19 protein-coding genes, 1 tRNA gene and 1 pseudogene are annotated in these 25,409 nt (G+C 72.2%); 13 read left to right on the top strand and 8 right to left on the bottom strand.

Annotated features, from left to right (window positions below):
• Positions 1-400: 400 nt before the first annotated feature.
• The 5 genes and pseudogenes from TR50_RS14285 to TR50_RS14265 all read left to right on the top strand — a co-directional run bounded on the left by TR50_RS14285 (position 401) and on the right by TR50_RS14265 (position 6,140).
• Complete coding sequence (locus TR50_RS14285; RefSeq protein WP_042420415.1) at positions 401-1,687, top strand: aspartate kinase; 1,287 nt, start codon at positions 401-403, stop codon at positions 1,685-1,687.
• On the top strand, positions 1,684-2,847 hold the full coding sequence (locus TR50_RS14280) for an aspartate-semialdehyde dehydrogenase (protein ID WP_084700252.1): 1,164 nt from the start codon (positions 1,684-1,686) through the stop codon (positions 2,845-2,847). The genes TR50_RS14285 and TR50_RS14280 overlap by 4 nt, the downstream gene beginning before the upstream one ends.
• Positions 2,848-3,085: 238 nt before the next feature.
• Positions 3,086-3,712: pseudogene (locus TR50_RS14275) on the top strand (SigE family RNA polymerase sigma factor); the annotation flags it as partial.
• A 233-nt stretch (positions 3,713-3,945) separates the two neighbouring features.
• Positions 3,946-5,313, top strand: a complete 1,368-nt coding sequence (locus tag TR50_RS14270) for a hypothetical protein (RefSeq protein WP_042420413.1) — start codon at positions 3,946-3,948, stop codon at positions 5,311-5,313.
• A gap of 20 nt (positions 5,314-5,333) precedes the next feature.
• Positions 5,334-6,140, top strand: a complete 807-nt coding sequence (locus TR50_RS14265; protein ID WP_042420411.1) for an SURF1 family protein — start codon at positions 5,334-5,336, stop codon at positions 6,138-6,140.
• A gap of 54 nt (positions 6,141-6,194) precedes the next feature.
• Here TR50_RS14265 and TR50_RS14260 read toward each other — a convergent pair whose 3' ends face one another.
• The 3 genes from TR50_RS14260 to TR50_RS14250 form a co-directional block, all read right to left on the bottom strand.
• Entirely contained in the window at positions 6,195-8,021 is a 1,827-nt protein-coding gene (locus TR50_RS14260; RefSeq protein ID WP_042420650.1) for a S9 family peptidase, read from the bottom strand.
• A gap of 227 nt (positions 8,022-8,248) precedes the next feature.
• A complete protein-coding gene (locus TR50_RS14255) occupies positions 8,249-11,182 on the bottom strand; it encodes a S53 family peptidase (protein WP_042420409.1) in 2,934 nt (977 codons plus the stop codon).
• A 185-nt stretch (positions 11,183-11,367) separates the two neighbouring features.
• Positions 11,368-12,765 (bottom strand): MFS transporter, encoded by a 1,398-nt coding sequence (locus tag TR50_RS14250; protein WP_042420407.1) that lies wholly within the window; start codon positions 12,763-12,765, stop codon positions 11,368-11,370.
• A 350-nt stretch (positions 12,766-13,115) separates the two neighbouring features.
• Between TR50_RS14250 and TR50_RS14240 the strand changes: the two genes are divergently transcribed.
• Together TR50_RS14240 and TR50_RS46695 are read left to right on the top strand one after the other, a co-directional pair.
• Entirely contained in the window at positions 13,116-13,412 is a 297-nt protein-coding gene (locus TR50_RS14240) for a type II toxin-antitoxin system VapB family antitoxin (RefSeq protein ID WP_042420403.1), read from the top strand.
• Between the two features lie 172 nt (positions 13,413-13,584).
• A complete protein-coding gene (locus TR50_RS46695) occupies positions 13,585-14,337 on the top strand; it encodes a LytR C-terminal domain-containing protein (protein WP_063775062.1) in 753 nt (250 codons plus the stop codon).
• Between the two features lie 148 nt (positions 14,338-14,485).
• On the opposite strand, the gene upp is transcribed toward TR50_RS46695, so the two are convergent.
• Positions 14,486-15,124 (bottom strand): uracil phosphoribosyltransferase, encoded by a 639-nt coding sequence (upp, locus tag TR50_RS14230; RefSeq protein WP_042420399.1) that lies wholly within the window; start codon positions 15,122-15,124, stop codon positions 14,486-14,488.
• A gap of 135 nt (positions 15,125-15,259) precedes the next feature.
• Between upp and TR50_RS14225 the strand changes: the two genes are divergently transcribed.
• The 4 genes from TR50_RS14225 to TR50_RS14210 all read left to right on the top strand — a co-directional run bounded on the left by TR50_RS14225 (position 15,260) and on the right by TR50_RS14210 (position 16,961).
• The gene (locus tag TR50_RS14225) at positions 15,260-15,490 is read left to right on the top strand and encodes a hypothetical protein (protein ID WP_236654411.1); all 231 of its coding nucleotides are present in this window, start codon (positions 15,260-15,262) and stop codon (positions 15,488-15,490) included.
• A 238-nt stretch (positions 15,491-15,728) separates the two neighbouring features.
• Positions 15,729-16,295 (top strand): tRNA adenosine deaminase-associated protein, encoded by a 567-nt coding sequence (locus TR50_RS14220; RefSeq protein ID WP_042420646.1) that lies wholly within the window; start codon positions 15,729-15,731, stop codon positions 16,293-16,295.
• 10 nt (positions 16,296-16,305) lie between these two features.
• Positions 16,306-16,812, top strand: coding sequence for a tRNA adenosine(34) deaminase TadA (tadA, locus tag TR50_RS14215; RefSeq protein WP_052440987.1), 507 nt, complete (start codon positions 16,306-16,308; stop codon positions 16,810-16,812).
• Between the two features lie 62 nt (positions 16,813-16,874).
• Positions 16,875-16,961: transfer RNA gene (locus tag TR50_RS14210), tRNA-Ser, on the top strand.
• 144 nt (positions 16,962-17,105) lie between these two features.
• Here the strand turns inward: TR50_RS14210 and TR50_RS14205 are convergent.
• Complete coding sequence (locus tag TR50_RS14205; protein ID WP_369405738.1) at positions 17,106-18,584, bottom strand: AAA family ATPase; 1,479 nt, start codon at positions 18,582-18,584, stop codon at positions 17,106-17,108.
• 593 nt (positions 18,585-19,177) lie between these two features.
• On the opposite strand from TR50_RS14205, the gene TR50_RS14200 reads away from it, so the two are divergent.
• The gene (locus TR50_RS14200) at positions 19,178-21,250 is read left to right on the top strand and encodes a YncE family protein (protein ID WP_042420398.1); all 2,073 of its coding nucleotides are present in this window, start codon (positions 19,178-19,180) and stop codon (positions 21,248-21,250) included.
• Positions 21,251-21,509: 259 nt separating this feature from the next.
• Positions 21,510-22,775 (top strand): diaminopimelate decarboxylase, encoded by a 1,266-nt coding sequence (lysA, locus tag TR50_RS14195; protein WP_084700246.1) that lies wholly within the window; start codon positions 21,510-21,512, stop codon positions 22,773-22,775.
• A 58-nt stretch (positions 22,776-22,833) separates the two neighbouring features.
• On the opposite strand, the gene TR50_RS14190 is transcribed toward lysA, so the two are convergent.
• From TR50_RS14190 to TR50_RS14180, 3 genes are all read right to left on the bottom strand, one after another.
• A complete protein-coding gene (locus TR50_RS14190) occupies positions 22,834-24,075 on the bottom strand; it encodes a hypothetical protein (protein ID WP_042420396.1) in 1,242 nt (413 codons plus the stop codon).
• A complete protein-coding gene (locus TR50_RS14185; RefSeq protein WP_042420394.1) occupies positions 24,072-24,635 on the bottom strand; it encodes a sigma-70 family RNA polymerase sigma factor in 564 nt (187 codons plus the stop codon). Before TR50_RS14185 ends, TR50_RS14190 begins: the two co-directional genes overlap by 4 nt.
• Positions 24,636-24,725: 90 nt before the next feature.
• The coding region (locus TR50_RS14180; protein ID WP_042420392.1) for a DUF6596 domain-containing protein at positions 24,726-25,409 on the bottom strand (684 nt) is incomplete at its 5' end.

The following is a 25,409-nucleotide window of genomic DNA, read 5'->3' as shown; positions in this document are numbered from 1 at the left end:
CAGCTGTGACCTCACACGGCATCGACCCCGGTCGGCACCGAGCAGCCCCACGGGCCGCCCGCTCCCGGCCGGGGTCGGGTCGACTGCGCCGTGTCCGCGGCTGCGCCGTGCGGCAGCGCCGAGGCTCGAAGCCCAGAAGCCGGAATGTGGTGAAGGCCACAGCAGAGACGCGTCTGCCCGCGCTGCCGGGAAATCCGGACGCGAGTCCACCCCCGCCCGGCAAATCTTCCGTCCACCTCCCATCCGGGCCCGGACGGCCGATGATCGAATACTGATACTCCCGTCTCGGCCTTCGGACGCCACCCGCCGGGACAAGGCCGATCGCTAGACTGGCCAGCGACCACAGGCCTGCCGGACACCCACCTCCGAAGGCCAGGACCACCAGAGTCGAGGAGCGCACGTGGGCCTTGTCGTGCAGAAGTACGGCGGCTCATCCGTAGCGGATGCCGAAGGCATCAAGCGGGTCGCCCGACGGATCGTCGACACCAAGAAGGCCGGCCATGAGGTCGTCGTCGTGGTGTCCGCCATGGGTGACACGACGGACGAGCTCATCGATCTCGCGGAGCAGGTGTCGCCCTTCCCGGCGGGCCGCGAGCTCGACATGCTGCTGACCGCCGGAGAGCGGATCTCCATGGCCCTGCTGGCGATGGCGATCAAAAACCTGGGCCACGAGGCACAGTCCTTCACGGGCAGCCAGGCGGGTGTGATCACTGACGCCGTCCACAACAAGGCCCGCATCATCGATGTGACGCCGGGTCGCATCCGTGCCGCGCTCGACAAGGGCAACATCGGCATCGTCGCCGGGTTCCAGGGCGTCTCGCAGGACACCAAGGACATCACCACCCTCGGTCGCGGCGGCTCGGACACCACCGCCGTCGCGCTCGCGGCGGCGCTGAAGGCCGAGGTCTGCGAGATCTACACCGACGTGGACGGCGTCTTCACCGCCGACCCGCGCGTGGTGAAGAAGGCAAAGAAGATCGACTGGATCGCCTTCGACGACATGCTGGAGCTGGCGTCCTCCGGTTCCAAGGTGCTGCTGGCCCGCTGTGTCGAGTACGCGCGGCGGTACGACATCCCGATCCACGTCCGTTCGTCCTTCTCCGGGCTGACCGGTACCTGGGTCTCCAACAAGCCGCTGACCAAGCCCGAAGGGGGCGAGATCGACATGGAGCAGGCCATCATCTCCGGTGTGGCCCACGACACCTCCGAGGCGAAGGTCACGGTCGTCGGCGTCCCCGACAAGCCGGGCGAGGCCGCGCGCATCTTCCGTGCCGTGGCGGACGCCGAGATCAACATCGACATGGTGGTCCAGAACGTCTCCGCCGCGACCACCGGTCGCACCGACATCTCCTTCACCGCACCCAAGACCGAGGGCCGCAAGGCCATCGACGCGCTGGAGAAGGTCCAGGAGTCGATCGGCTTCGAGGCGCTGCGCTACGACGACGCGATCGGCAAGATCTCGCTGGTCGGCGCGGGCATGCGTTCGCACCCGGGCGTCACCGCCACGTTCTTCGAGGCGCTGTCGGCCGCGGGCGTCAACATCGAGCTGATCTCCACCTCCGAGATCCGCATCTCCGTCGTGACCCGCTCCGAGGACGTCAACGCCGCGGTGCAGGCCGTGCACACCGCGTTCGGCCTGGACAGCGAGACTGACGAGGCCATCGTCTACGGCGGCACCGGCCGATGACCGTTCCGGGGGGCGAGCACCCCGCCAGGACCGTCGGAACCACCGGCACCAACGGCGCCACGGGCGCCACCGGGACGGCCGGAGCCGCCAAGTCGGCGCGACGGCCGACCCTGGCCGTCATCGGCGCCACCGGAGCGGTGGGACGGGTGCTGGTGGAGCTGCTCGCCACCCGCGCGGACATGTGGGGCGAGGTCCGGCTCTTCGCCGGGCCCGAGGGCATCGGCACCGAGGTGCCGGTCCTGGGCCGGGCCGAGCCCGTCCGCGCCCTGGAGCCGGGGTGCTTCGAGGGCGTCGACATCGCGCTCTTCGAGGCCCCCGAGGACGTGGTGGAGCACTGGGCGCCGCTCGCCGTCGCGGCGGGCGCGGTCGCGGTGGACGGGTCCGCCGCGTTCCGGCTCCATCCGGACGTGCCGCTGGTGGTCCCGGAGATCAATCCCTCGGCCGCGCGGATGCGCCGGATCGGGATCGTCGCCGCGCCGCGCTGCGCGACGCTGGTCCTGACGGTCGCGCTGGCCGCGCTGCACGCCGAGTTCGGGCTGAGCCGACTGGTGGTCACGGCCGCGCTGGCCGCCTCCGGCCGCGGCCGGATCGGCGTCGACACGCTGCGCCGGCAGACCGCCGAGGTCGCGGGCGACCCGACGGTCGGCACCCGCACCGGAGACCTGCGCCGGGCCGTGTCGGAGCAGGACGACGACCCGTTCGAGGCGCCGCTCGCCTACAACCTGCTGCCCTGGGCCGGTGACGCCGCCGAGGAGGGCTGGTCGAGCGAGGAGCTGGGCCTGCGCAACGAGACCCGCAAGATCCTGGGCCTGCCCGAGCTGCCGATCTCGGCGACCTGCCTGCGCGTGCCGGTCGTCAGCGGACACTCGCTGACCGTCCACGCGGTCTTCGAGCGTGAGCCGGACGTGCACCGGGTCCGCGAGATCCTCGACTCCTCGGCCGGCGTCGTCGTCTACGACGACCCGGACAAGGGCGAGTACCCGACGCCCGCGGACGTGGTGGGCTCCGATCCGACCTGGGTCGGCCGGGTGCGGCGCTCGCTCGACGAGCCGAACGGTCTGGAGCTGTTCCTGTGCGGGGACAACCTGCGCAAGGGAGCGGCGCTGAACTGCGTGCAGATCGCCGAACTGGTCGCCGCCGAGGACCCCGCGCACGCCTGAAGCCCCCGCCGGCCCGGTGGCAAGGCACGGGCCGGCACACGGACGGTTAAGCTCTCCGGAACGGATCAGGAAGAGGTTTAGGGGGAGTTGGTGCAGACGCCGGATTCGGCTTCCGTGCCGCTGGGCGGGCCCGTACCGTAGTGCCCCTCGATACGGTGTCACGGAGGGGTCAGGTGACGTACAACCCTCGCGGCGGGTCATGCGTCCAACTGGCGTGCCACCAAGCTCGGTGCTTGTCATGACAGCGCCCTTCACCGCGGCGGACGCCTCACGTCCCCACGCGTCGACCCATGCGAGCGCGGGCCAGACCGCCGCCCAGGCCCCTCACGCGGGCCATGCGGGCCATGCCGGTCACGCCGGCCACACCGCGCCGACGATCGCCGTGGGCGCGAGCGTCGACCAGCTCACCGAGACCTACCAGGCCCACTACTCCTCCCTGCTGCGCCTGGCCGCGCTGCTGCTGGACGACACCGCCTCCTGCGAGGACGTGGTGCAGGAGGCGTTCATCCGCGTCCACTCCGCGCGCCGACGGCTGCGCGACCCCGACAAGACGCTGGCCTATCTGCGCCAGACGGTGGTGAACCTCTCCCGCTCGACGCTGCGCCGCCGGATCATCGGCCTGCGGCTGCTGCAGAAGCCGATGCCGGACGCGGCCAGCGCCGAGGAGGGCGCGTACGACGCGCTGGAGCGCGACGAGCTGATCGTGGCCCTGCGCGGCCTGCAGCGCCGCCAGCGCGAGGTGCTGGTGCTGCGCTACTTCTCCGATATGACGGAGGCTCAAGTCGCGGATGCCCTGGGCATTTCCGTAGGCTCGGTCAAGGCGTACGGCTCGCGCGGCCTGGCGGCGCTACGACTCACGATGGACGGCGGCGACACGTTGCCGTCCGGATCCTCCGGTGCCTCGGGTTCCTCGACAGCGGGCTCCGGGACGTCGGGTGGAACGGTCGCGGGGGCCGCCGCGTCGGAGCCACGCAGGAACGCACGAGCCGGTGAGCCGCGGATCAGCAGGCCACGGATCGGCGGGCCACGGTTCGGCGAAGCACGGAGACCAGCGCGGACGGACTCGCGAGGCGAGTCGCAGGCAGAGGGGAGGCAGCGGTGAGCGCGGAGCGGCGCTCGCGCTACCTGCGCGTGGTGCGGCCGGGATCGGGTACCGGTTCCGAGGCTGCCGCGACGCCGCCGCTTCCCGTCGAACCGCCGCTCACGCCGCCGCTCTGGCTGGACCCACCGAGGGCCGCCGCGCCGACGCCCACGCCCACGCCCACGCCCACGCCCACGCCCACGCCCACGCCGGGCATGATCCCCGTCCAGGGGTCCACGCACGTCGGCGGCCTCGTGGGAGCGACCTTCACCTCCCACACCGCCGCCGACGACGAGGACGCGGACCCGCTCGGCGCCGCGCTGCGCGAACGCCTCCACCAGGCGGTCGGCGAGGTGCGCCCCGCGCCCGACTCGCTGAACCGGTTGCGGCGCGCCGTGCCGCAACGCCGCACCTTGCGCCGTCGCGCCTACGGCGGCGCGGCCGTCGCCGCCTCGCTGGCGCTGTTCGGCCTGACCGCCCTGCACTCGCTCGGCCCGGACGGGTCGACCAGCGCCGACACGGGCCCGGCGGGGCAACTGCTGCCGGGCGCCCACCCGTCCGCCACCGGCGACGGTTTCGGCGGGACGGCGCCCGGCCCCGCCTTCCCCGGCGGAGCGGCGGACGGCGCCGCCAACGCCACGCACAGCCACCGGCCGGGGACGGTCCTGGTTCCGCTGCCGTCCGGCGGCGTGACCAGCATCGCCAGCGAGACCCGTGCCACGGCCTCGGCCTCGCTCGCCGAGTGCAGCCGCGGCCAACTCGGCAAGGGCGCGGCGGGTGTCGCCCCGGCGGACGCCTCGGGCATCGTCTACGGCTCGTTCGCGATCAGCAACGTCTCGTCCCACCCCTGCAAGATCAGCAGCTCGGGCGCGATCGACGTGCTGTCCCCGGTCGGCACGCAGACGTCCCGGTTCGCCGTGGCCCCGCACACCTCGGGAGACCCGGCCGTCGCCCTGCCCGCCCCCGACCCGTCGCATCCGCCGGTCGAGCTCGGTCCGGGGCAGACCTACGTCGTCGACTTCGCCTTCGTGCCCGCCGCCTGCGCGAGCGGCAGCTCGGTCGGCCCGACGGGCGACGCCAGCCCGACCACGGCCACGCCGGGCGCCTCCTCCTCGGGCACCGGTGGCAGCACGAGCGGCGGCGGCGCCCCCGCAGCCGCGGACGGCTCCTCGGGCGGAGCGGCCGGCAGTCCGACGTCGTCTCCCGGCACGCCCGGGAGCGGGGGCGGATCCGGTGGCACGGGCGGATCCGCGTCCCCGAACGCCCCGAGCGTGCAAGTGGCCAGCGTGCCGGCCTCCGGAGGCAACGCCGCCGCGACCACGACCTTGCAGGGCGCCTGCGCCGGCACCATCTACCGGACGGACCCGCTGCCCGCGCCGCACTAGTCCTTGGTTACCGTGGTGGGGTGTACCGGACCCTTCTGACCCCGCGCTGGCTGGCTCTGCACCTGCTGGCGCTGGTCGCCGTACCGGTCTGCATCATGCTGGGGATGTGGCAGCTGAGCCGCTTCGAGCTGCACAGCCACGCCCAGAAGCAGCAGGCCGCGACCGCCTCCACGGACGCGGCGCCGACGGCGCTGTCCCGGCTGATCACCGGCGCGGACAAGGACGGCATCAACAACGACGACGGCCGCCGCGTCTCCTTCTCCGGTACCTACGACGCGGCGCACCAGTTGCTGGTGCCGCAGCGCCCGCTGGACGGCCAGAGCGGCAAGGACGGCTCGCTGATCGTCACCCCGATGCGGCTCGACGGCAGCGGCGCCTACCTCGCGGTCGTGCGCGGGTGGCTGCCGGGTACACCGTCCGCGGCGCCCGCTCCGCCGTCCGGCGAGGTCTCGGTGACCGGCCGCCTGCGCGCGGCGGAGACGCCCGACACTCCGAACGCGATCTCCTCCGGCACCCTCCCGGCCGGGCAGCTGGGCATGATCTCCCCGGTCACCATGGTCAACGCCCTCCCCTACACCGTCTGGAACGGCTACGCCTCGCTCGACCCCGGCGCCGCCGGCACGGCCGGGCTCACCGCAGTGCCCTACTCCGCCGCGTCGGCCGCGGACTCCTCGGGCGGAGGCTTCAGCCTGCAGGCGATCCAGAACCTCGGCTACGTCGGGCAGTGGTTCGTCTTCGCGGGCTTCGTGGTCTTCATGTGGTTCCGGTTCGTCCGCAGGGAGATCGAGACCCAGCGCGACAAGGCGCTGGGTCTCGAGACCGCCTGACGCCGGGCGGGTCCCCGGCGCGGGTCAGCCCAGGTCAGCCCGGGTCAGCGCAGGTCAGCGCAGGTTCCGGGCGACGAAGTCCAGTTCGAGGCGCAGCTGCTTGATCCGCTCCTCGACCACCAGCGAGCCGTGTCCGGCGTCGTACCGGTACACCTCGTGCGCCTTGCCCAGTCCTTCCAGCCGGCCGACGTAGTTCTCGATCTGCCGGATCGGGCAGCGCGGGTCGTTCACGCCCGCGCTGATGTAGACGGGCGCGTTGAGCGACTCCACGTACGTCAGCGGTGAGGACGCCGCGTAGCGGTCCGGGACCTCCTCCGGGGTGCCGCCGACGAGGGTGCGGTCCATCGCCTTCAGGGCCTCCATCTCGTCGTGGTAGGCCGTCACGTAGTCCGCGACCGGGACGGCGGCCAGGCCCAGCGCCCACGCGTCCGGCTGGGTGCCGAGCCCCAGCAGGGTCAGGTAGCCGCCCCAGGATCCGCCGGCCAGCACGATGCGCTTGGGATCGGCGAGGCCGCTCGCGACCGCCCACTCCCGGACCGCGGCGATGTCCTCGAGCTCGATCAGGCCGACGCGGTGCCGCAGCGCGTCCGTCCAGGCGCGCCCGTAGCCGGTCGAGCCGCGGTAGTTGACCCGGACGACGGCGAAGCCGTGGTCGACCCAGGCCGCGGGGCCGGCCGCGAAGGAGTCGGAGTCGTGCCAGGTCGGCCCGCCGTGGATCTCGAAGACGCAGGGCAGCGGTCCGTCGCCCGCGTCGGCGGGTCGCTGCACCAGGGCGTGCACGACGCCGCCGGGGCCCTCGACCCACACGTCCTCGACGGGGACGGACGGCGGCGCCTGCGGACCCGGCGCCGCCAGCACCACGGCCCCGGACGTGGACCGCACGACCGGCGGCTGCTCGGCCGACGACCACAGGAACTCGACCGTGCCGTCGGGGCGCGCGGTCGCGCCGGAGACGGTGCCGGTCGGAGTGTCGAGCCGGGTCAGCGCGCCGCCCACGAGCTCGTAGCGGTAGAGCTCGCTGCGCGCGCGGAAGCTGTGCTCGATGAGCAGCGCGGTGGCGTCCGGATACCACTCGGCGGTCACGTCACCGGGCAGGTCCAGGACGATCTCGTGCTCGTCCCCCGTCGTGGTGTCCCAGATCAGCGGTTCCCAGCGGCCGCGCCGCTGGTGCGCGACGAGCATCCGGGCGTCGCCGGGCAGCGGCGCGAAGCCGAGGCAGGAGAGGCCCAGCGGCTCCTCGCGTCCGGTCGCGTCGTCGAGTTCGGCGACGGTGGACACGACATGGCCGTCGACCCGCAGCACGCGCAGGGCGCTGTGCATGGCGTCGCCGTGCTCGGTGTGGTCGACGGCGATCAGGGAGCCGTCGTGGGAGAGGTCGCCGACGCCGGCGGACTCGCGGTGGCGGTAGATCTCCAACGGCTCGCCGGAGCCGGGGCGGATCAGGTGCAGCGTGGAGCCGTCCTCGTCGGTGGACCGGCCGACGACGGCCTCGCCGTGGCGTCCGAGCGCGAGCCCCGCGGGGTAGGAGGGCGCGAGGCCGGGGACGGCCTCCGGGTCGGGCGAGCCCGCGGACGGGACTGCGGCCGGCCCGACGAAGGGCTGGCGGCGCCAGACGCCGAACTCGTCGCCGTCGGTGTCGTCGAACCACCAGATCCACTCGCCGTCGGGGGTGAGCGTCCCCTCCGTGGTGCCGTTGGGCCGGTCGGTGACCCGTCGCTGCGTGCCGTCCGCGCGGTTCCAGGCGTAGATCTCGTAGGTGCCGGTCGCGTTGGAGACGAACAGGGAGCGGTCCGGCGCGTCGTCGGCCCACTCGGGGAGGCTCACCCGGGCCGCACGGAAGCGCCGCTCCCAGGCCGGGAGGGCGTCGAAGACGGCGCTCATGGTCTCCGTCTGCTGCTGCGTCGTCTCGCTTGGCTGGCTGGTCATGGGGACCATCATCCGCCACACCACGGACACCACGGCAGACGGGGACGCAAGGAGACGGGAAGAGCCGGGACGAGAGGGGAGGAGAGGGAAACAGCGAACCGCCCCGCCGCCCGGAGGTTCCGGGCGGCGGGGCGGTTCGTGGTGCGCTCAGTCCTTACGACTCCGCTCGCGCGTCAGCAGGCTTACTTGAAGTAGCCGTTGACGTCGAGGCTGACGGTCGCCGCGGTGCTGAGGTAGAGGTCGATCTTGCCGTCGGCGCCGACCGGGACGATGACCTGGTTGGACATCTGCTGACCGCCCTGCCACAGGGTGGCGGAGGTGTCGACGCGGGTGCCCTGGTCGTCCCAGGCCTCGATGTAGCCGCCGCCGGGGTTGCCGCTGGCGCTGATGGTCAGCGCGACGGCCTTGACGCCGCTCGGGATGCCGTTGACGCCGGCGACCTGGTAGACCTTCAGCGTCTTGGCCGCGAGCGCGCCACTGGCCAGACGGGTCTGGCCCAGCGGGGAGAACTGCTTGCCGGTGCCGTAGTAGTAGCCGAAGACGTCCGCGAGGACGTGCGTCTGGCCGGAGACCGCGATGTTGACGGTCCCGTCCGTGCCGACCGGGACGACCAGCAGGTTGGTGCGGATCGGCACGGAGGAGTCCCAGTACATCTGGGACAGACCCGGCTTGGCGGTGCCGCCCGCGTACGCGGTGAGGCTGCCGCCGCCGACGCCGTACAGCGTGGAGACGTTCAGCACCACGGCGGTGGCGTCGGCCGGGATGCCGTCCTTGCCGCCGACCGGGAAGTTGACGGTGCTGTTGACGATCGGGGTCTTGGTCTTGACGCCGACCGCGTAACGGGTGTCCAGCAGACGGGCCGGCGAGACCGGGTTGTAGCCCAGGCCCGTCGCGTCCTTGGTGTAGTACCCGAGGATGTCGATGGAGAAGGTGCCCGACTGGCTCGAGTAGTAGCTGAACTTGCCGTTCGGCGAAACCGGGATGGTCGCGGTGGTCTTGCGGGCCACAGAGCCGCCGGTCCACTGCGCGGTCACCACGCCCGGACGGGCGGTGCCGGCCGGGTAGCCGGTGGTCCAGCCGGTGCCACCGGTGCCGGTGACGGTGATGTTCGCGACCACGGCGGAGACGCCGCTGGTCGGGATCGAGCCGACGCCGTCGACGTTGGCCGTGATGGTCTGACCGGCGGTCATCTTCTGGACCGACACGACACGGGTCGGGCTGGCCAGCTGGTGGAAGGTGCTGCTGTTCTGGCCCTGGCACAGGGCCCCGCCCAGCGCGCCGACCTTCGGCGAGCCGAGGCCGGAGGCCTCGTCGTAGCCGGTGGTGGCGGAGTAGGTGTGGGTCGCGTCGGCGATGTCGTTGTCACCGCTGACGATGTCACGGAACGCGGAGCTGTAGCCGGTGCTCGCGGCCTTGTACAGCAGCGGGTTCAGGTAGCCGGCCCGGCCGACCAGGCAGGGGCTGGCCGCGTTCGCCTGCGCGATCGCCGCCGCCCAGGTGGGCGCCGCACCGGAGGTGCCGCCCGCGGGAGCGGCGATCTCCTGGTTGTAGTACTGGTCGCCCGGGGTGCGGTCGGTGAACAGCAGCAGGTAACCGGTGTTCGGGTCAGCCAGGGCCGAAACGTCCGGAACCGTGCGGCCCCCGGCCGAGGTGAAGCCGGTCTGGAACGGCTGCGCCGGCCAGACCTTGGACAGACCGCCGCCGCCCGCGCCACCGCTGGCGCCGTTGTTCCAGACGGTCTCCTTGGCGGAGGTTCCGGCGCCGGTCATGTGCGTTCCGCCCACGCCGGTGACGTAGGGCTGGGAGGCGGGGTCGTCGACCGAGAGCGAGGTGTCGCTGTTGACGCCAGCGCGGTAGCAGTCGCTCGAACCGGAGTCGCCCGACGCGGCCACCACGCTCTGGCCCTGGGCCGCGGCCTCCTGGAAGATCGTGTTCTCCGCCGCGAACTGCGCCGGGTCGGCGGAGTTCAGCACCGTCTCGCACAGACCCCAGCTGGTCGAGATGACCTGGGCCGAGTTGTCGGTGACGATGCGGCGGTAGGTGTCCAGGACCTGCTGGTCGGTCGCGTTCTGCGCGTCCGGGCCCATGTAGTCGTGGATCGTGGCGCTCGGGACCAGGGAGATCAGGTCCTCGATGTCGAGCAGCGACTCGAAGCCGTAGTGGTCGTTGTCCGGCGTGATCGTCGGGCCGCCGTCCACGGACGTGTAGGCGATCGGCGTGTGCGTGCCGACGCACGACTGGTACTGGTTCAGGCTGGCGTGGTCGACGTTCTCGAGCTCGAAGACGGCGATCGTCTGACCGGAACCGGTCGAGTAACTGTGCGGCATGCCGTACGCCGACGCGAGGGAACCCGGACTGTAGTAGTTCTGGGTGTCCTTCCAGCCCGCGTTGTTCAGCGCGGTCTGCCAGTTGGAGCAGATGGCGGGGCTGCTCGCGTGCGGCGCGACGGCCGTGCGCGACGACACCCCGGCAGAGCCGCCGGCGGCCGAGACCGTGCGACCGCCCGGCTTGACGTGCGAGGTGTACGTACTGACGTCGTTCAGACCGACGACCGACGTCACCTGTCCGGCCACGTCGGCCGGCATGGTCGGGGCGGCGGTGGCGACGAAGCCCCTCTTGCCGTTGGCGAGCGTCAGGTTCTGGAAGCCGGTGTTGAACGCCTTGGCCGCCTGCGCGGCGGTCGCCGTCACCGGGATGGAGAGACCGTCAGAGGTGACCCCGCCCGGGGTGAGGCCCTGCTGGCGGAGCGCGGCCTTGACGGCGTCGATGGTCTGCTGGGTCGGACCGAATACCTTGGCGAACTGTCCAGTCGCCAGGTAGTGGTGGTACTGCGGGTTGCCCGGGGTCGTGGTCGCCTTGATGAAGGCTTCCAGGGCCGCGGGGTCACGCGGCTTCAGGCTGACGCTGAGGTGCAGCTCGGTGGAGGCAGCCGTCGTGCCGGTCTTGTGGGCGCCGACGGGTATGTGAGGTGTGGAGCCGATGCGCTTCGGGGTGGTGTCGGCGCTGACGCCGGACCCTCCCACGAGCGGAGCGGCCGAGGCGATCGGGCTCGTGACACACAGAGCCGCGGCGATGCCTGCGGATATGAGCGCGACCCGTCCGGCCTTCTTGGCCATGCTGGATCTCCTATGACGTGGTGACGTCGCGTCAGCCGAGGAGGGACGGCGACGTCGAAGTCGGACCGCAGAAGCGGTCCGACTACTCCCCCAACAGTGAAATAGGGAGTCTTTCTATCAGGTGTGATCAGTTCGCGTAACAGGGGGGAGCCCACTCATAGAAAAAAAGTTATGACAACGAAGCTTCACGAACCGTCGCGAAGCGGGACCATCAGCAATGCGCAGGCCAGCAGCCCTGCGACAGCTGCACGTTCGCCCGTTATGCCCGATCCGAGCTGAAGAATGAGCGTCACCGCGGCGACGCCGAGCGCAGTACCCAGACCGCGTCCCATATTGACCATCCCGCCCCCGGTTCCGGCGGATTCCGTCGGGAATGCACGCATGACCATCGTGTTGTTGGCCGGGGTGAAAACGCCCAAACCGCAACCCAACAGACCGAGAACGATCGGCAGTGCCGTCGTGTTCAGCGGAACGACCAGCATCAGGCCCAACGCGAGCAGACAGAGCAGCGAGCCGGACCGCGCCCGCGCACGGTCGGAGAGGGAGGGCGGCAGCACCCGGTCGGCCGTCGTCGCGGCGAGCGCGAAGCCGAGCGGGAGGGCCGTCAGCACCAGGCCCGCCGTCACCAGCCCGACGCCCTGGCGGGTCAGGACCACCGGCACCAGCACCAGCGGACCGAACAGCACCAGGTAGCCGCTCATGCCCGCGAGCAGTCCCCGCCCGTGGGAGCGCAGCAGCCTCGGATCGAGCAGCGGCTGTGACACCCTCGCCTGGCGGCGCATCAACGCCCGCCCGGCCGAGAGGGAGGCGACGGCCAGTGCGGCGGCGGTCCACAGCGGCCAGCCGAGGCCCGAGACGACCGAGAGCGCGAGCAGCAGGCCGGTCGTGGTCAGCGCCAGCAGCGCCACGCCGAGCCCGTCCACGCGGGTGCCGGCGCGGCGTCCCCGCGTCCGGGGCAGCAGGTAGTGCCCGGCCACGAGCGAGAGCACGCCGACCGGGACGTTGACCAGGAAGACCCAGCGCCATCCGAGCGTCGCGACGATCGCACCGCCGACGGTCGGTCCGAGCGCGAGGCCGACGGCCTGCCCCGCCGCCTGCATCCCGAGCGCGGTGCGCATCCGCCCCGGCGGGGCGGAGGTCGTCACCAACGCCACGCTGTTCGCCTGCATCAGGGCCGCTCCCAGGGCCTGCACCACGCGGAACACCACCAGGACGGCGAGTCCGGGCGCGAGCCCGCAGGCGGCGGAGGCCACGGTGAAGACGCCGAAGCCGTAGAGGTACATGAGCTTGCGCCCGTGCGCGTCGGAGAACCGGCCGACCGGCACGAGCAGCGCGACCAGCGTCAGCAGGTAGGCGAGCGAGACCCACTCGACGGCGGCCGGGGAGGCATGGAAGCCCCTGCCGAGGGCCTGGTAGGTGAGGGTGACGATGCTGGCGTCGAGCTGACCCATGAACGCCCCGAAGCACACCGTCGCCACGGCGAGCCGCCACGCCCAGCTGCGCCTGCGGATCGCGTCGGGCCGCGGGCGCTCCGTGGTGAGGAGATCCCAGCCGCGGGGTATCGGGGCGTCGCTGAGGGTCACGTGTTCGAGTTTACCTCTGCCACCGACATACTCGGAAGAGGAACATCTCTCACCCCGAGTGGAGCCCGCGGTCGCGCGGTAGCGAAGCTGTGACCGGCCGATCACGGAATCCATAGGTGGGCGGGGGAGTCTGGTTGCATGGAGCCCAGCACCCGGACCCGCGCCCTGACCGCCGCCGCGGTCGTCCTCACCGCCGGCTTCACGTTCGGCACGGCCTTCCTGCCGAGCTCGGCGCATGCGGCGCAGCCGCCCGCCGGAAGGTCTATACCAACGGCGGTCCAGTCGGCGGACCGCGCGCTTCCCTGCGCCGGATCGGCGCGGCGCTCAGCCATACACGGTAGGCTCTCCGTGTGATCTTCAAGCGCATCGGAAACGGGCGGCCGTATCCCGACCACGGCCGGGTCAGCACCCGTGAGTGGGCGGACGTCGCTCCGCGCCCGGTCCGCCTCGATCAGCTCGTGACGACGAAGGGCCAGCTCGATCTGGAGACCCTGCTCGCCGAGGACTCGACCTTCTACGGGGACCTCTTCGCCCACGTGGTGAAGTGGCACGGCGATCTCTACCTCGAGGACGGCCTGCACCGCGCGGTCCGCGCCGCGCTCCAGCAGCGCCAGGTGCTGCACGCGCGGGTGCTCGAACTGGACTGAACGGGTTCACTGATCATCCGTTAGTACGCCTGGGCGGGCGCGCAGCTGGTCGTCGGGGCTACTGTGAGCAACGACACCCGAACCACGGCCGACCTTCGGCGCGGTACGACCCCGTACTGCCTGCGCCCTGGTCACGGCCGCCCAGCGCACAAGGGGGCAACCCGCGGTGAGCATGCTGACTCCCCCCGGCCTCAAGGGAAAGCAGTACCGCATCAGCGGCAAGGCGTATCCCCGCCTCGCCCGCCCGGGCCAGAAACGACGTCGGGTGTTCCAGGTGATCGGGGCCGTCGTCGCACTGGCTCTGATCGGCTGGGGCACGGTCCAGCTGGTGACCGTCTTCGGCTCGAAGAAGAAGCCGACCGCCGCCGCGGACGGCCACTGCGTCCGCCCGGCCACGGCCAAGGCGGCCGGTGACGCGGCGAAGCCCTCCGCGAACCCGGACGCCTCGGCGTCGGCGTCGGCGTCGGGTCCGGCCGCGTCCGGCTCGGCCGCGCCCAGCGCCTCGGCGTCGGCAGCGGCGTCCGCAGCGGCGAGCCTGATGGCGCTCCCGGCCGGCGTGCCGCAGCCGTCCACGTTCACGGTGAACGTCTACAACGCCACCAGCCACGCGGGCCTGGCCGGCGCGACGGCCAAGCTGCTCGCCCAGCGCGGCTTCAAGATCGGCAAGGTCGCCAACGCCCCCGCCCAGCTGGAGGGCAAGGTCACCGGCACCGCCCAGGTCATGGGCGCGAACGCCAGCAAGGCCGCGATGCAGCTCGTCGGCTCCGAGGTGTCCGGCGCCGGCACGACCACCGACACCCGTACCGACGGCAGCGTCGACCTGGTGATCGGCAACGGCTTCACCGCCCTGCAGAGCCCGGCGCAGGCGGCGCAGGCGCTGTCCCTCGCCGTCAACCCCTCCCCCTCGGCCGGCGCCCACTGCTGAGGCGCGCCTTCGAGGCCTGACGCGGACCGCCGGGGACCCCGAGCTCTCACGCTCCGGGTCCCCGGCGGTTTTCGCTTGTGCGCGCCGCCCGCGCGCCGCCTGCTCGCGCCGCTTGCTCGGGCCGCCTGCTCGCGGAGCCGCGCGCGGCTCAGTCCCCGGCGGTGCCGTAGAGGCGGTCGCCCGCGTCGCCGAGGCCCGGGACGATGTAGCCGTGCTCGTTCAGGTGGTCGTCCACCGCCGCGGTGACGATCGTGACCGGCATCCCGGCCAGCTCCTTCTCCAGCACGGCGACGCCCTCCGGCGCGGCCAGCAGGCAGATCGCGGTGACGTCGGCCGCGCCGCGCTCGATCAGCAGGCGGATCGCCGCGACCAGCGTGCCGCCGGTGGCGAGCATCGGGTCGAGCACGTACACCTGACGGCCCGAGAGGTCCTCCGGCATCCGGGTGGCGTAGGTGGACGCCTCCAGGGTCTGCTCGTTGCGGACCATGCCGAGGAAGCCGACCTCGGCGGTCGGCAGCAGCCGGGTCATGCCGTCGAGCATGCCGAGACCGGCGCGCAGGATCGGCACCACCAGCGGGCGCGGGTAGCTGAGCTTGACGCCCGTGGTGACCGCGACCGGGGTGGTGATCTCCACCTGCTCGGTCCGCACGTCCCGGGTGGCCTCGTAGGCCAGGAGCGTCACCAGCTCGTCCGTCAGGCGACGGAAGGTGGGGGAGTCGGTGCGCTCGTCACGCAGGGTGGTCAGCTTGTGGGCGACCAGGGGGTGGTCCAGGACATGAATCCGCATGGGACGACATTAACCGAGCGAAACCGGTCCAACCTCCAACCTCGCAGCACCCGTCCGTGCAGCGCACTGGTGGCCTGGGCAGGAGGGAGAGAGAGTTGGGGGAACGGACACGCGACCCGCAGGGGTGACCGCCGAATGCCGAAGTCGAAGCGGACCGCGAAGCACGCGGTCGACGAACGAGTGGAGCCTCCCGTGGAGGCCCCCGCCGACGGACCCGCCGAGGATCCCGCCGAGCGTCGTCGCCGCCGCGCCGTCTTCCTGCGCGAGCTCGCCGAGGCCCGGGCGCTGCGGGAACGGGTCCAGCCGAGACGCACCAAGGCGTTGCGGCTGCGCCAGGCCGCCCGGATGCGCACGTTCCGTTTCTGATCGGACACGGATCGGTCAAGGATCCGTCGCCCGGCCGTCTCCTCGCGGTGGATCGCACGTGGACCGCACGTGGATCTCGCGTGGATCTCGCCAACTCCTCGACACGACCTGGGAAGACGCGCGCCGGAACACTCCCCGGAGCGCACCGCTTTCTGTCACGATGCCGATGGGGCGTCCGAACGTGGATCCCTGGACCGCACCGACCGGTCCAACGGCCGAAGACCTGGGAGAGTCGCTGGTGGCGTACTTCGCTGCATTGCTCGCTCGCACCGAGGACGGGTGGGACGTGAGCGAGACTGATCTCGACGACGTCGAAACCCTCGCCGACCTGGCCAACCTGGCGCGCGAGGCCGCAGAGGACGAGGAGACCGTCCTCGTCTTCATCGAACAGGAGGACGCCTGGTTCGCCGTCGTCCGCGTCGACGGGGAGGACGACCCCAGGGTCTTCGTCTCCGACGCGGCCGCGGCCTCGCGCAGCTCCTACGGCGAGCTGGTGCTCACCGACGAGCTGCTGGGCCGCGAGGGCGAGGACGAGCTGGGTGACCTTGATCACCTCGTCGCCGAACTGGACGACGAGGACGCCACGGACGCCGCCGAGGCGGACGACGACGAGGACGGCTCGGACGACGCCGGGGCGCAGGGCATCCCGTCCGGCCCGCTGGGCGACGCCGGGGTGCTGATCGAGTTCGGTTTCGGCGCCAAGGAGCTGATGGACCTGGCCGCCGAGGGCTCCGTCCCCGGTGACGCGCTGAGCGAGATCGCGGAGGCGCTGGGCTGCGGCGAGGTCCTGGAGGCTGTTCGGTAAGACTGGTCCCATGACCCGTCTGCCCGCCCCGGTCCGCCTCGACCCCGTCCGCACCCGCTGGGAGCCGGCGATGCGCCTCGCCCTCGCCGAGGCCGCGCTGGCCCCGGCGACGGGCGACGTCCCCGTCGGCGCGCTGGTCCTCGCCCCGGAGGGCACGGTCATCGGCCGGGGCCACAACGAACGCGAGGCCGTCGGCGACCCGACGGCCCACGCGGAGGTCCTCGCCATCCGCGAGGCGGCGCGCCTCGTCGGGGAGTGGCGGTTGTCGGGCTGCACGCTCGTGGTCACCCTGGAGCCCTGCACGATGTGTGCGGGCGCGATCGTCCTCTCCCGCCTCGACCGCGTCGTCTACGGCGCCCTCGACCCGAAGGCCGGCGCCGCCGGCTCCCTCTGGGACACCATCCGCGACCGCCGCCTCAACCACCGCCCGGAGGTCGTCTCCGAGGTCCTCGCGGCCGAGTGCACGGCGCAGCTCCACGCCTTCTTCGACACCCACCGCGAGGAGCCCGGCGAGTGACGGCGCTCACGGCGCCGAAAGGCGTTTAGGAGCACACGCCGACGTCCGGTAGGCTGTCCCACGGTAGCGTGTCCGAGCGGCCAAAGGAGCACGCCTCGAAAGCGTGTGTGGGGGCAACTCCACCGTGGGTTCGAATCCCACCGCTACCGCTCTGAGCAGTAAGAACGCCGAGGGCTCGTCAGTGATCTGACGGGCCCTCGGCGTTTTCCGTCTCATCGGCAGCTCCCCGGTACGGAACATGCCGGAACGGCATGCTTGCCGCGTGCAGTCCACCCAGCCCGCAGCGGCCTCTCTCAACCCGCATCGGAGTAGAGATCGCCGAGTCCGATCAGCTCGACCTCGCCTCGCGTTGCCCGCGCGCGGAGCTCCTCGGTGAATCCGGCACCGGAGAAGCAGGCGAGCCGGGTACCGGACGTGTCGTACTTGCCGTTTGCTCCGAGCAGGTCACGGATACGGTTCAGACGTTCCAGGTGGCCCATCCCCATGACCTCGTTCCACTTGGCCTCGCCGATGGCCAACAGCGGCGGGCGCGCACCGTCGGCGTGGCCGACCACCGCCACATCGACCTGGCACGTGGTCTTGTTGGCCGGATCGTTGAGCGTTCCCGACGTGACCTGGGTAGGCCAGTCGCCGAAGCGGTCACCCGAGTTGTAGAGCGTCCACTCGCGACACACCCTCTCGAAGTGTGGCCCAAGGATGCCTCCGGCGAACCGCCCCTGACTGCGTTCCCAGATCCGCTCGGCCCCGGTTCCCCTCAAGAGTTGAGACCAGTAGGGGCGCATGATCGCGTGGTAGAAGGCAAGCAGTGGCTCGTTGATCCGGAAGTCGGTGCGATTGGCCCGAAAGGCGTCCTGTTCGCGCAGGACGAGTCCGGCGTCCTCCAGCACCGTGAGCGGGTGGGCGAGCTCATTGCTCTTCCGTCCGACATGCCCGGCAATGCCGCCGCGGCCGGTGTTTCCCTCTGCGATCGCGGCGAGCACCGAGTGGTAGAGAGCCCCGTCGCGCAGATCGGGCTCCTCGGCGAGCAGATACCGGGCCTCAAGGAACATCGGACTGCCCGGCGAGAGAATCGCGCGGGACACCCATGCGTCGAAGTCGGCGAGATCACTCGGAGCGTCGTATCGGATCATCTCCGTCCGATAGGCGGGCGTGCCCCCGACCACCGCGTGCACGAGCAGCGCCAGTCGAGGCTCGGTGATGCCCCAGAAGCGCGCCGCTGCACGGTGGTCGAGAGTCTGCACGGTGAGATCCAGCGAAGCTCGGCCGCGAAGGGGCGCGTCACCGGACAGCAGTCCCCCCATGAAGGACATCGCAGAGCCACACAGCAGCAATCTGGTGCGAGATTCCTGCCGCTCCGGGCGTCGCGGAGCGTAGGCCGCCTGGATCATCGAGGGCAGAGCCGGAGAGGTACGCGCCAGATACGGGAACTCGTCGATCACCACCGGCACCGAACGTTCCCGGCCGATTCGCAGCAAGGTGTCGAGCACCGTGGGCCAGTCTCTTGGCTCGATGGGCGCGACCGGGTCCAGGTAACGCGTGAGCGCCGCACCGATCAACGCCAGCGATTCCGCCTCCGTCGCCTCCTGCGCCGAGAAGTAGAACCCCCCTGCCTGCTGGCAGACCGCCTCCAGCAGAAAACTCTTCCCTTGCCTGCGCCGACCTGAGACGACGCCCAGGGTGGCGCCCCGCCGCTCGTCCTCCACGAAACCGACCAGCTGGGCCCATTCCCGATCCCGGTCGAACATGTCTGCTGGCTTGAGCACCAGGGCCACCACTTGAGAGAAGTACAGTTATCAGAACTGTACTCCTCTTCTAGGCACCGCCGACCCCGCGCCTTCAGGCGTGTCGGCGAACGCCCGGACGCGCGGCGCGAGCGACGCCCAGCGGCCCGCTCCTGCTCGGCATCCAGCAGCTGCGCTGTCGAGCGGTGCCCCGGCACCGTCACGTCTCGGGGCTCGCCACACAGCTGCCGGACGAGCTCCGCGCTCGGCTGACGCTCACTGCCGAGTGCCAGCCGACGGAGGAGCTCGTTTTTCTGCGCCCCAGGAAGCCCGCGACCAAGGAAGTCCGCGAGCGCGCGCTGCGGTCCGGTGAGCCGATCGAGGCCGGCAGGCACAGGCGGCTCGATCAGCTGCTCATCCTTAGCGACCAGGGGCTCGCAAACGTCAACGGCGGACAGCCAGGCGAAGTACAGCGCTCGATGACGGGTGGTCTTCCGGTCGACAGTAAGAACGGAGGGCCTCGACCGTCACGGTCGGGGCCCCCGTCGTCGCGGCCTGACAGCACGTCAACTCCTGTGCTCGAAGTTCAAGATCAGTACGCTGCCTGAGGAAGTTCCATACGCTTCTTCAGGGGGGAATCACCCGTGCGCCATCGCACATCCACGGGGCGGAGCCGCGCTGCGGCCCGAGTCCTCGGAGCCGCGGCCGTCGTCGCCGCCCTCTCCGCCGCCGCTCTCTCCGCCGGCGGGGTCGTCCCCGCGTTCGCGGCGACGACCGAGGCCGCTCCGGCAGCGCAAGCCGACACCACGGTCACGCTCCCGATCGCCGGCCTGGCCGGGAAGGTCGTCGACGCGGCCCACGGCCACCTCTTCATCAGTGACGGCGTCTCGCAGATCCTGGTGACCGACCTGGCGGGGCACACGGTCGGGACCATCGGCTCGGAGCCCGGCGCCGGCGGCATGACGCTCTCGCCGGACGGCGACACCCTCTACGTCGCCGACAGCTGGAACGACGCGACGCCGCTCTGGTACGGCGCGATCGCGGCCATCGACACCCGGACCCTGCGGGAGACCGCCCGCTATCCGCTGCCCAGGAACACCCAGCCGAGCAGCCTCGCCTTCACCGGCGGCAAGCTCTGGTTCAGCTACCAGGTGGTCGGCCAGGACGGCGGCATCGGCGCCGTCGACCCCGGCGCGGCGACCCCGACCGCCACCGTCGGGCTCGCGCAGGAGCTGTACGGCGGAGCCCCCGGGCTCGCGGCGAACCCCGGCGCGCCCGACCAGCTCGTCGCCGTCGGCGGCACGGGGCGGGTCGGGGCGCCGACCATCGTCCACGTGTACGACGTGTCGCAGGGCACCGGGGGCGCGCTGCCGCCGAGCCCCGGCGGCTACCCCCTCGACGGCGCCACCGACCTGACGATGAACCCGGACGGCTCCGAGTTCGTGGTCGCCGGCAGCGACGCGGACATCTTCGGCCTCACCGGCACCTTCTTCCGCGGGCAGTACGGCGTCGCGTCCACCGGCTTCGGCTGGACCAGCGCGGCCGTGGCACCCGGCGGTGCCGCGGCGATCGGCGGCGGGACGCACAACGACGTCCGCCAGATCGAAGTGCACCCACAGGACGACCGGCAGCCGGTCAACACGTACACGCTCCCCCTGGACGAGCAGCTCCGGCCGAGCGGGCTGGCCTGGTCCCCTGACGCGGGCACCTTGTACGCCTTCACCGAGTCGGACCACGACACCCATCTGCTCCTGCACCTCATCCAGGGCGATCCGACGCACGCCGCGACCACCGCCCGGCTGGGCGCGCCGGCCTCGGTCCAGGCCGGCCGGTCCTTCACCGTGTCCGGCGCGCTGGACTCGGCGCACAGCTTCACCTCCGGCGCGCCGGTCAGGATCACCCGGACCTCGTCCGTGGACCACAAGACGGTGTCGCTGCCCGCCCAGACCGCTTCGATCCTCGGGCGGTACCAGTTCACCGACACGCTGCCGGCAGCGGGCAGCTACACGTACACCGCCGCCTTCGCCGGCGACGTGGCGCACGAACCCGCCACCGTGAGCGCGACCGTCCAGGCCACCGGCGTGGTTCCGGCGCTCTCCGTGCGGACCGACGCCGTGACGTACGACCAGGGCGCCACCGCCCGCGTCACCGCCCATCTCGGCGCGACCGACGCGAGCCGCAACGTCGCGATCTACGCCCAGCCCGCCGACGGCAGCCCGCGCAAGCTGGTCGCCTCCGGCGACGTCGACGCCCAGGGCAACCTGACCGCGGCGTACAAGGTCAGCGTCGACACCACCTTCACCGCCGCCTACGGCGGCGACGCCGTCGACTCGCCGGCGAGCGCCACGACCGTGGTCGGCGTCCGCATCGGCCTGCGGGAGACGCTGAGCGGCGGCTACGCCACCGCCCGCTACGGCGCCACCGCCTACGCCGTGTTCCACCACACCGCCGCACTGCGCCTGGCCCTCCAGACCACTCCGGTCAAGGAGGGGAACTGCCTGACCGTCCAGGTCCAGCAGTACGTCTCGGGTGCCTGGCGCACGCGGACCACCGTCGCCTGCGTCGCCACCCACCTGGGCAAGGCGGCGTACGTCCTCTCGCTGCGCGGCCTGCCCGTCGGCGGCATGTTCCGGATCGCGGCGTGCTGGACGCCACCGCGCGGCGAGTTCAACGTCGCGACGACCGGTTCCTGGCAGTACTTCACCGTCCGCAGGTGAGCGCCGCACCGCGATGACCGGGCGGGGGCCGCGTCCCGACATGTGAGACTTCACTTTCTTCGGGATCCCGGCCCCCGTTGTCGCGCGCGGCGCGGGCGCGGCCGGGGAATTTGCGGTCGGGGCAGGGGTGCGTCGGAGGATCTGCGCCGGGGGTCGCGGGCACGGAGGGCGGGCGCGCGTGGGTGTCCGTTTTGCGCAGTAGCGTCGGGGATCCGCGCTCCGCGCGAGCGGCCGAGAACCACGCGAAAAGGACCCCGAAGTGACGCGCCTCCCCGCCCAGTTCCCCGGCGCCCTCGACGGAGGCCGGATCGCCGGGCTCGTCGAGACGTACGGGACGCCGCTGTGGGCCTACGACGCGGGCACGATCCGTGCCCAGATCGCGCGGCTGCGCCGGTTCGACACCATCCGGTACGCGCAGAAGGCCTCGTCCAACACCCATCTGCTGCGCCTGATGCGGGCCGAGGGCGTGCTCGTGGACGCCGTGTCGCTCGGCGAGATCGAGCGGGCCCTGGCAGCCGGGTACGACGTCGCGGGCGCGCACGAGCCCGTGGTGTTCACCGCGGACCTGCTGGACCGGGCCACACTGCGCCGGGTCGTCGAGCTGGGCGTGCCCGTCAACGCCGGGTCGCCGCAGATGCTGGAGCAGATCGGGGCGGCCTCGCCCGGTCACAAGGTGTGGATCCGGATCAACCCCGGCTTCGGACACGGCCACAGCCGCAAGACCAACACCGGCGGCGAGCACAGCAAGCACGGCATCTGGCACGAGCACCTCGCCGAGAGCCTCGCGCTCGTCCGGCGCCACGGGCTGGACCTGGTCGGCTTCCACATGCACATCGGCTCCGGGGTGGACTACGGCCACCTGGAGGCCGTCTGCGAGACGATGGTCAAGCAGGTGCGGCTCGCGGGGCAGGACGTCCGGGCGATCTCCGCGGGCGGCGGCCTCTCCGTCCCCTACGCGCAGGGCGAGCCGGAGCTCGACACCGACCGCTACTTCGAGCTGTGGGACGCCGCCCGGCAGGAGCTGGTGGCCGAACTCGGCCACCGGGTCAGACTGGAGATCGAGCCGGGTCGGTTCCTGGTCGCCGCCTCCGGGGTGCTGGTCGGCGAGGTGCGGGCGGCCAAGTCCGTCGGCAGCAACGACTTCGTCCTCGTCGACGCCGGCTTCAACGACCTGATGCGGCCCGCGATGTACGGCAGCAGCCACCGTGCGACGCTGCTCTCCCCCGAGGGCGCGCCCCGCACCGAGGGCGTCCGCGACACGGTCCTGGCGGGGCCGCTGTGCGAGTCCGGCGACGTCTTCACGCAGAGCGCGGGCGGCGAGGTGCACGCGGTGCCGCTGCCGCAGCCGCGCGTCGGCGACCTGCTGGTCTTCCACGACACCGGCGCCTACGGCGCGAGCATGTCCTCGACGTACAACTCCCGTCCGCTCATCCCCGAGGTCCTGGTCGACGGCGAGTCGACCCGCCTGATCCGCCGCCGCCAGACGGTGGCGGAGCTGCTCGCGCTCGAAGAGACGACGGGGTGAGAGAGGCCCTGGTCGGGCCCGCCCCCCGCGCGGGCCCGACCAAGACGTAGGGGGATGGTCAGGGAACGTCGCGCCACTGGGGGTTCTGCGCGATCGTCGCGCACTGGTCGAGCGTCAGCCCCGGCTCCGGCCGGGTCCGGGGCCCGTTCAGCTCCACGCTGTCGAGCGCGACGATCTGCACCCGCAGCACGCCGTGCAGCAGCACCGCCCAGTTCTGCGTGGTTCCGGGTCCGCCCTTGCCCGGCTTCTCCACACGGGCGAGCCAGTCCCCGTCCGGCAGCCTGACCGCGTGCGGGTACTCGCCGCGGAACCGGGTCAGCGCGTCCGACGCCGAGCCGCCGTCCGTCTCGGCGTCGGCGAAGACGCTTCCCCTGCCCTGGGCGTCCGTCAGCACGGTGGTGACGCCCATGACCACGTCGCGGCCCATGACCACGGGCGTCTTCGCGAAGCCCGCCGGGATCGACGCGGCCAGCACCGTGTTCACCCCGGGCGCCGACATAGTGATCTTCTTCTGCTCGGGCACCGCCGCGACGATCGGCTGCCACACCGGAGCGGTCACGGCCGCCTGCAGCTGGGCCATCGTCAGCGGCGGATCGTGCCGGGTCGGCGAACCCTGGAGCGGGGCGGGCTGGTTGGCCTCCCGCACCACGACCACCCCACCCCAGGGAAAGACCAACGTCGCGTCCCATTCCCGGGTGGGGTTGTTCATGTCGAGGTGGTTCAGCTGCGTCTGGGTCAGCAGCGCACCGCCCGGCAGGGTGATGCTGTGGCAGCTCTCGATGTGGGTGTCCGAGTCGCAGCGCTGCGGCATGCCGGTGTTGCCGGGCCCGTCCCAGCGATCCGCCAGGACGCCGATCCAGGACGGCCCGTGGCCGTCGTCGTAGACCAGGCCGGCGCTCGCGGTGTAGGCGCCGGTGCCGGGAACCCCCGGAGTCGAGGCGTTGCTCAGCCCCTTCCCCGTGATCCCGCTGAGCTTCGCCCCGCGCGGCAGCAGGCCCTCGAGCGAGGCGATCATGCGCTTCGCGTCGACGTCCTTGACCGTCAGCTTCTGCTGGTGGCCGTCCGCCGGATCCGGCTTGGCGGCGAGCAGGCGCGGAGCCTCGATGCCGCCCGCGGCCAGGACGGCGAGGGCCAGAGCGCCGACGACGCCGGCCCGGGTCCGGCGCTTGCGGCGGACGCGGCCGACGAGGTGGCCGACGTCGACCGGCGGGGTGAGGGCCCGCTCGGCCGCGTGGTGGAGGGCGGAGGAGAGCTCCGGCTGGTCCGTCTCCGGCGTGTGCGACGCCTGCTGCCCGATCACCGCGCGTTCTCCTCTCGCGTCGAGCGGCCGGCACCGACCCGCAGCCCGTCAGGGTCCTTCTCCGTCTCCCGCCACGGCGGGTCCACGACCGCCGACATGCGGGCCAGGGCCTCGCTGAGGTACCGCTTGACCGCGCCCTGGCTCAGCCCGATGCGCTCGGTCACACCGGCCACCGGCAGGTCCTCGTAGTAGCGCAGCACCACGCAGGCCCGCTGACGGGGCGACAGCGTTGCCAGGGCCTCGACGACGTCCTGGCGGCGCACCACGCCGCCGCTGTGGTCCGGCGCGACCTCCGGCGAGGAGAGGCGCGGCAGCAGGCGGGCGAAGCGCCGGCTGCGGCGGCGCCGGTCGAGGAAGTCGTTGAGCATGGTGCGGCGCACGTAGCCCTCGACGTCGCCGAGCGACCACGAGCGACGCGGGCGCGCGAAGACGCGGACCAGCGCCTCCTGGAACAGGTCCGCGCCCTCCGTCACGTCGCCGCAGAGCAGATAGCCGTACCGGCTCAGCTCCGCGCCGCGTGCTCGCACCAGTTGCGCGAGCTGATCCGACCACTCGGTCACATGCCCCTCCCGAAGCCCCTCACCGACTCACACGAACAGCTGTGCCGCTTCGTTGGGGGCCTGTGACCGGGATCACGGGGGAACGCCGGATCAGAGCCCTCGCAGACGGCTTCGCAGTCGGTCGCGTTCGGCGGGGTTGCGGGTGCGGGCGAGGGCGCGTTCCAGGGCCCGCGCGGCCTCGGCCGGACGGTCGAGGCGGGTGAGCAGGTCCGCGCGGAGCGCGTGGAGGAGGTGGTAGCCGTCCAACTGCGCGGCCAGGCCGTCGACCTCCGCCAGCGCCACGGCGGGGCCCGCCACCTGGGCGAGGGCGACGGCCCGGTGCAGGGCCACCACCGGCGTCGGCGCGACGGCGAGGTGCTGGTCGTACAGGCGCAGGATCTGCCCCCAGTCGGTGGCCCCGGCGGTCGGCGCGTCGCTGTGGACGGCGTTGATCGCGGCCTGGATCTGGTACGGCCCCGGCCGGTCGCGCCGCAGGCAACGGCGCACCAGCGCCTGGCCCTCGGCGATCAGCCCCGGGTCCCACCGGCTCCGGTCCTGCTCGGCGAGCAGCACGAGCTCGCCCTGCGGCCCGAAGCGCGCGGGGCGCCGCGCCTGGATCAGCAGCATCAGCGCCAGCAGGCCCATCGCCTCGGGCTCGTCGGGCATCAACGCGACCAGCAGCCGCCCGAGCCTGATCGCCTCCCCGCACAGCTCCTCCCGCACGGGGTCGCCTCCCCCGCCTCCCGCGCTCGCGGCACGGTCCACGGCCTCCGGCCCCCCGGTGCCGGCCACGCC

The organism is Streptacidiphilus anmyonensis (genome assembly GCF_000787855.1).
GTDB classification, from domain to species: domain Bacteria; phylum Actinomycetota; class Actinomycetes; order Streptomycetales; family Streptomycetaceae; genus Streptacidiphilus; species Streptacidiphilus anmyonensis.
The sequence above is the reverse complement of the archived record's forward strand: the minus strand, read 5'-3'. Positions and strand labels throughout refer to the sequence as shown.

What these genes read in the sequence shown, in the direction of transcription:
- tadA (WP_052440987.1), top strand. Translation starts at nt 16,306, where the DNA reads ATGACCCGTCTGCCCGCCCCGGTCCGCCTCGACCCCGTCCGCACCCGC.
- TR50_RS14280 (WP_084700252.1), top strand. Translation starts at nt 1,684, where the DNA reads ATGACCGTTCCGGGGGGCGAGCACCCCGCCAGGACCGTCGGAACCACC.
- TR50_RS46695 (WP_063775062.1), top strand. Translation starts at nt 13,585, where the DNA reads ATGCTGACTCCCCCCGGCCTCAAGGGAAAGCAGTACCGCATCAGCGGC.
- TR50_RS14255 (WP_042420409.1), bottom strand. Translation starts at nt 11,182, where the DNA reads ATGGCCAAGAAGGCCGGACGGGTCGCGCTCATATCCGCAGGCATCGCC.
- upp (WP_042420399.1), bottom strand. Translation starts at nt 15,124, where the DNA reads ATGCGGATTCATGTCCTGGACCACCCCCTGGTCGCCCACAAGCTGACC.
- TR50_RS14260 (WP_042420650.1), bottom strand. Translation starts at nt 8,021, where the DNA reads ATGAGCGCCGTCTTCGACGCCCTCCCGGCCTGGGAGCGGCGCTTCCGT.
- TR50_RS14225 (WP_236654411.1), top strand. Translation starts at nt 15,260, where the DNA reads ATGCCGAAGTCGAAGCGGACCGCGAAGCACGCGGTCGACGAACGAGTG.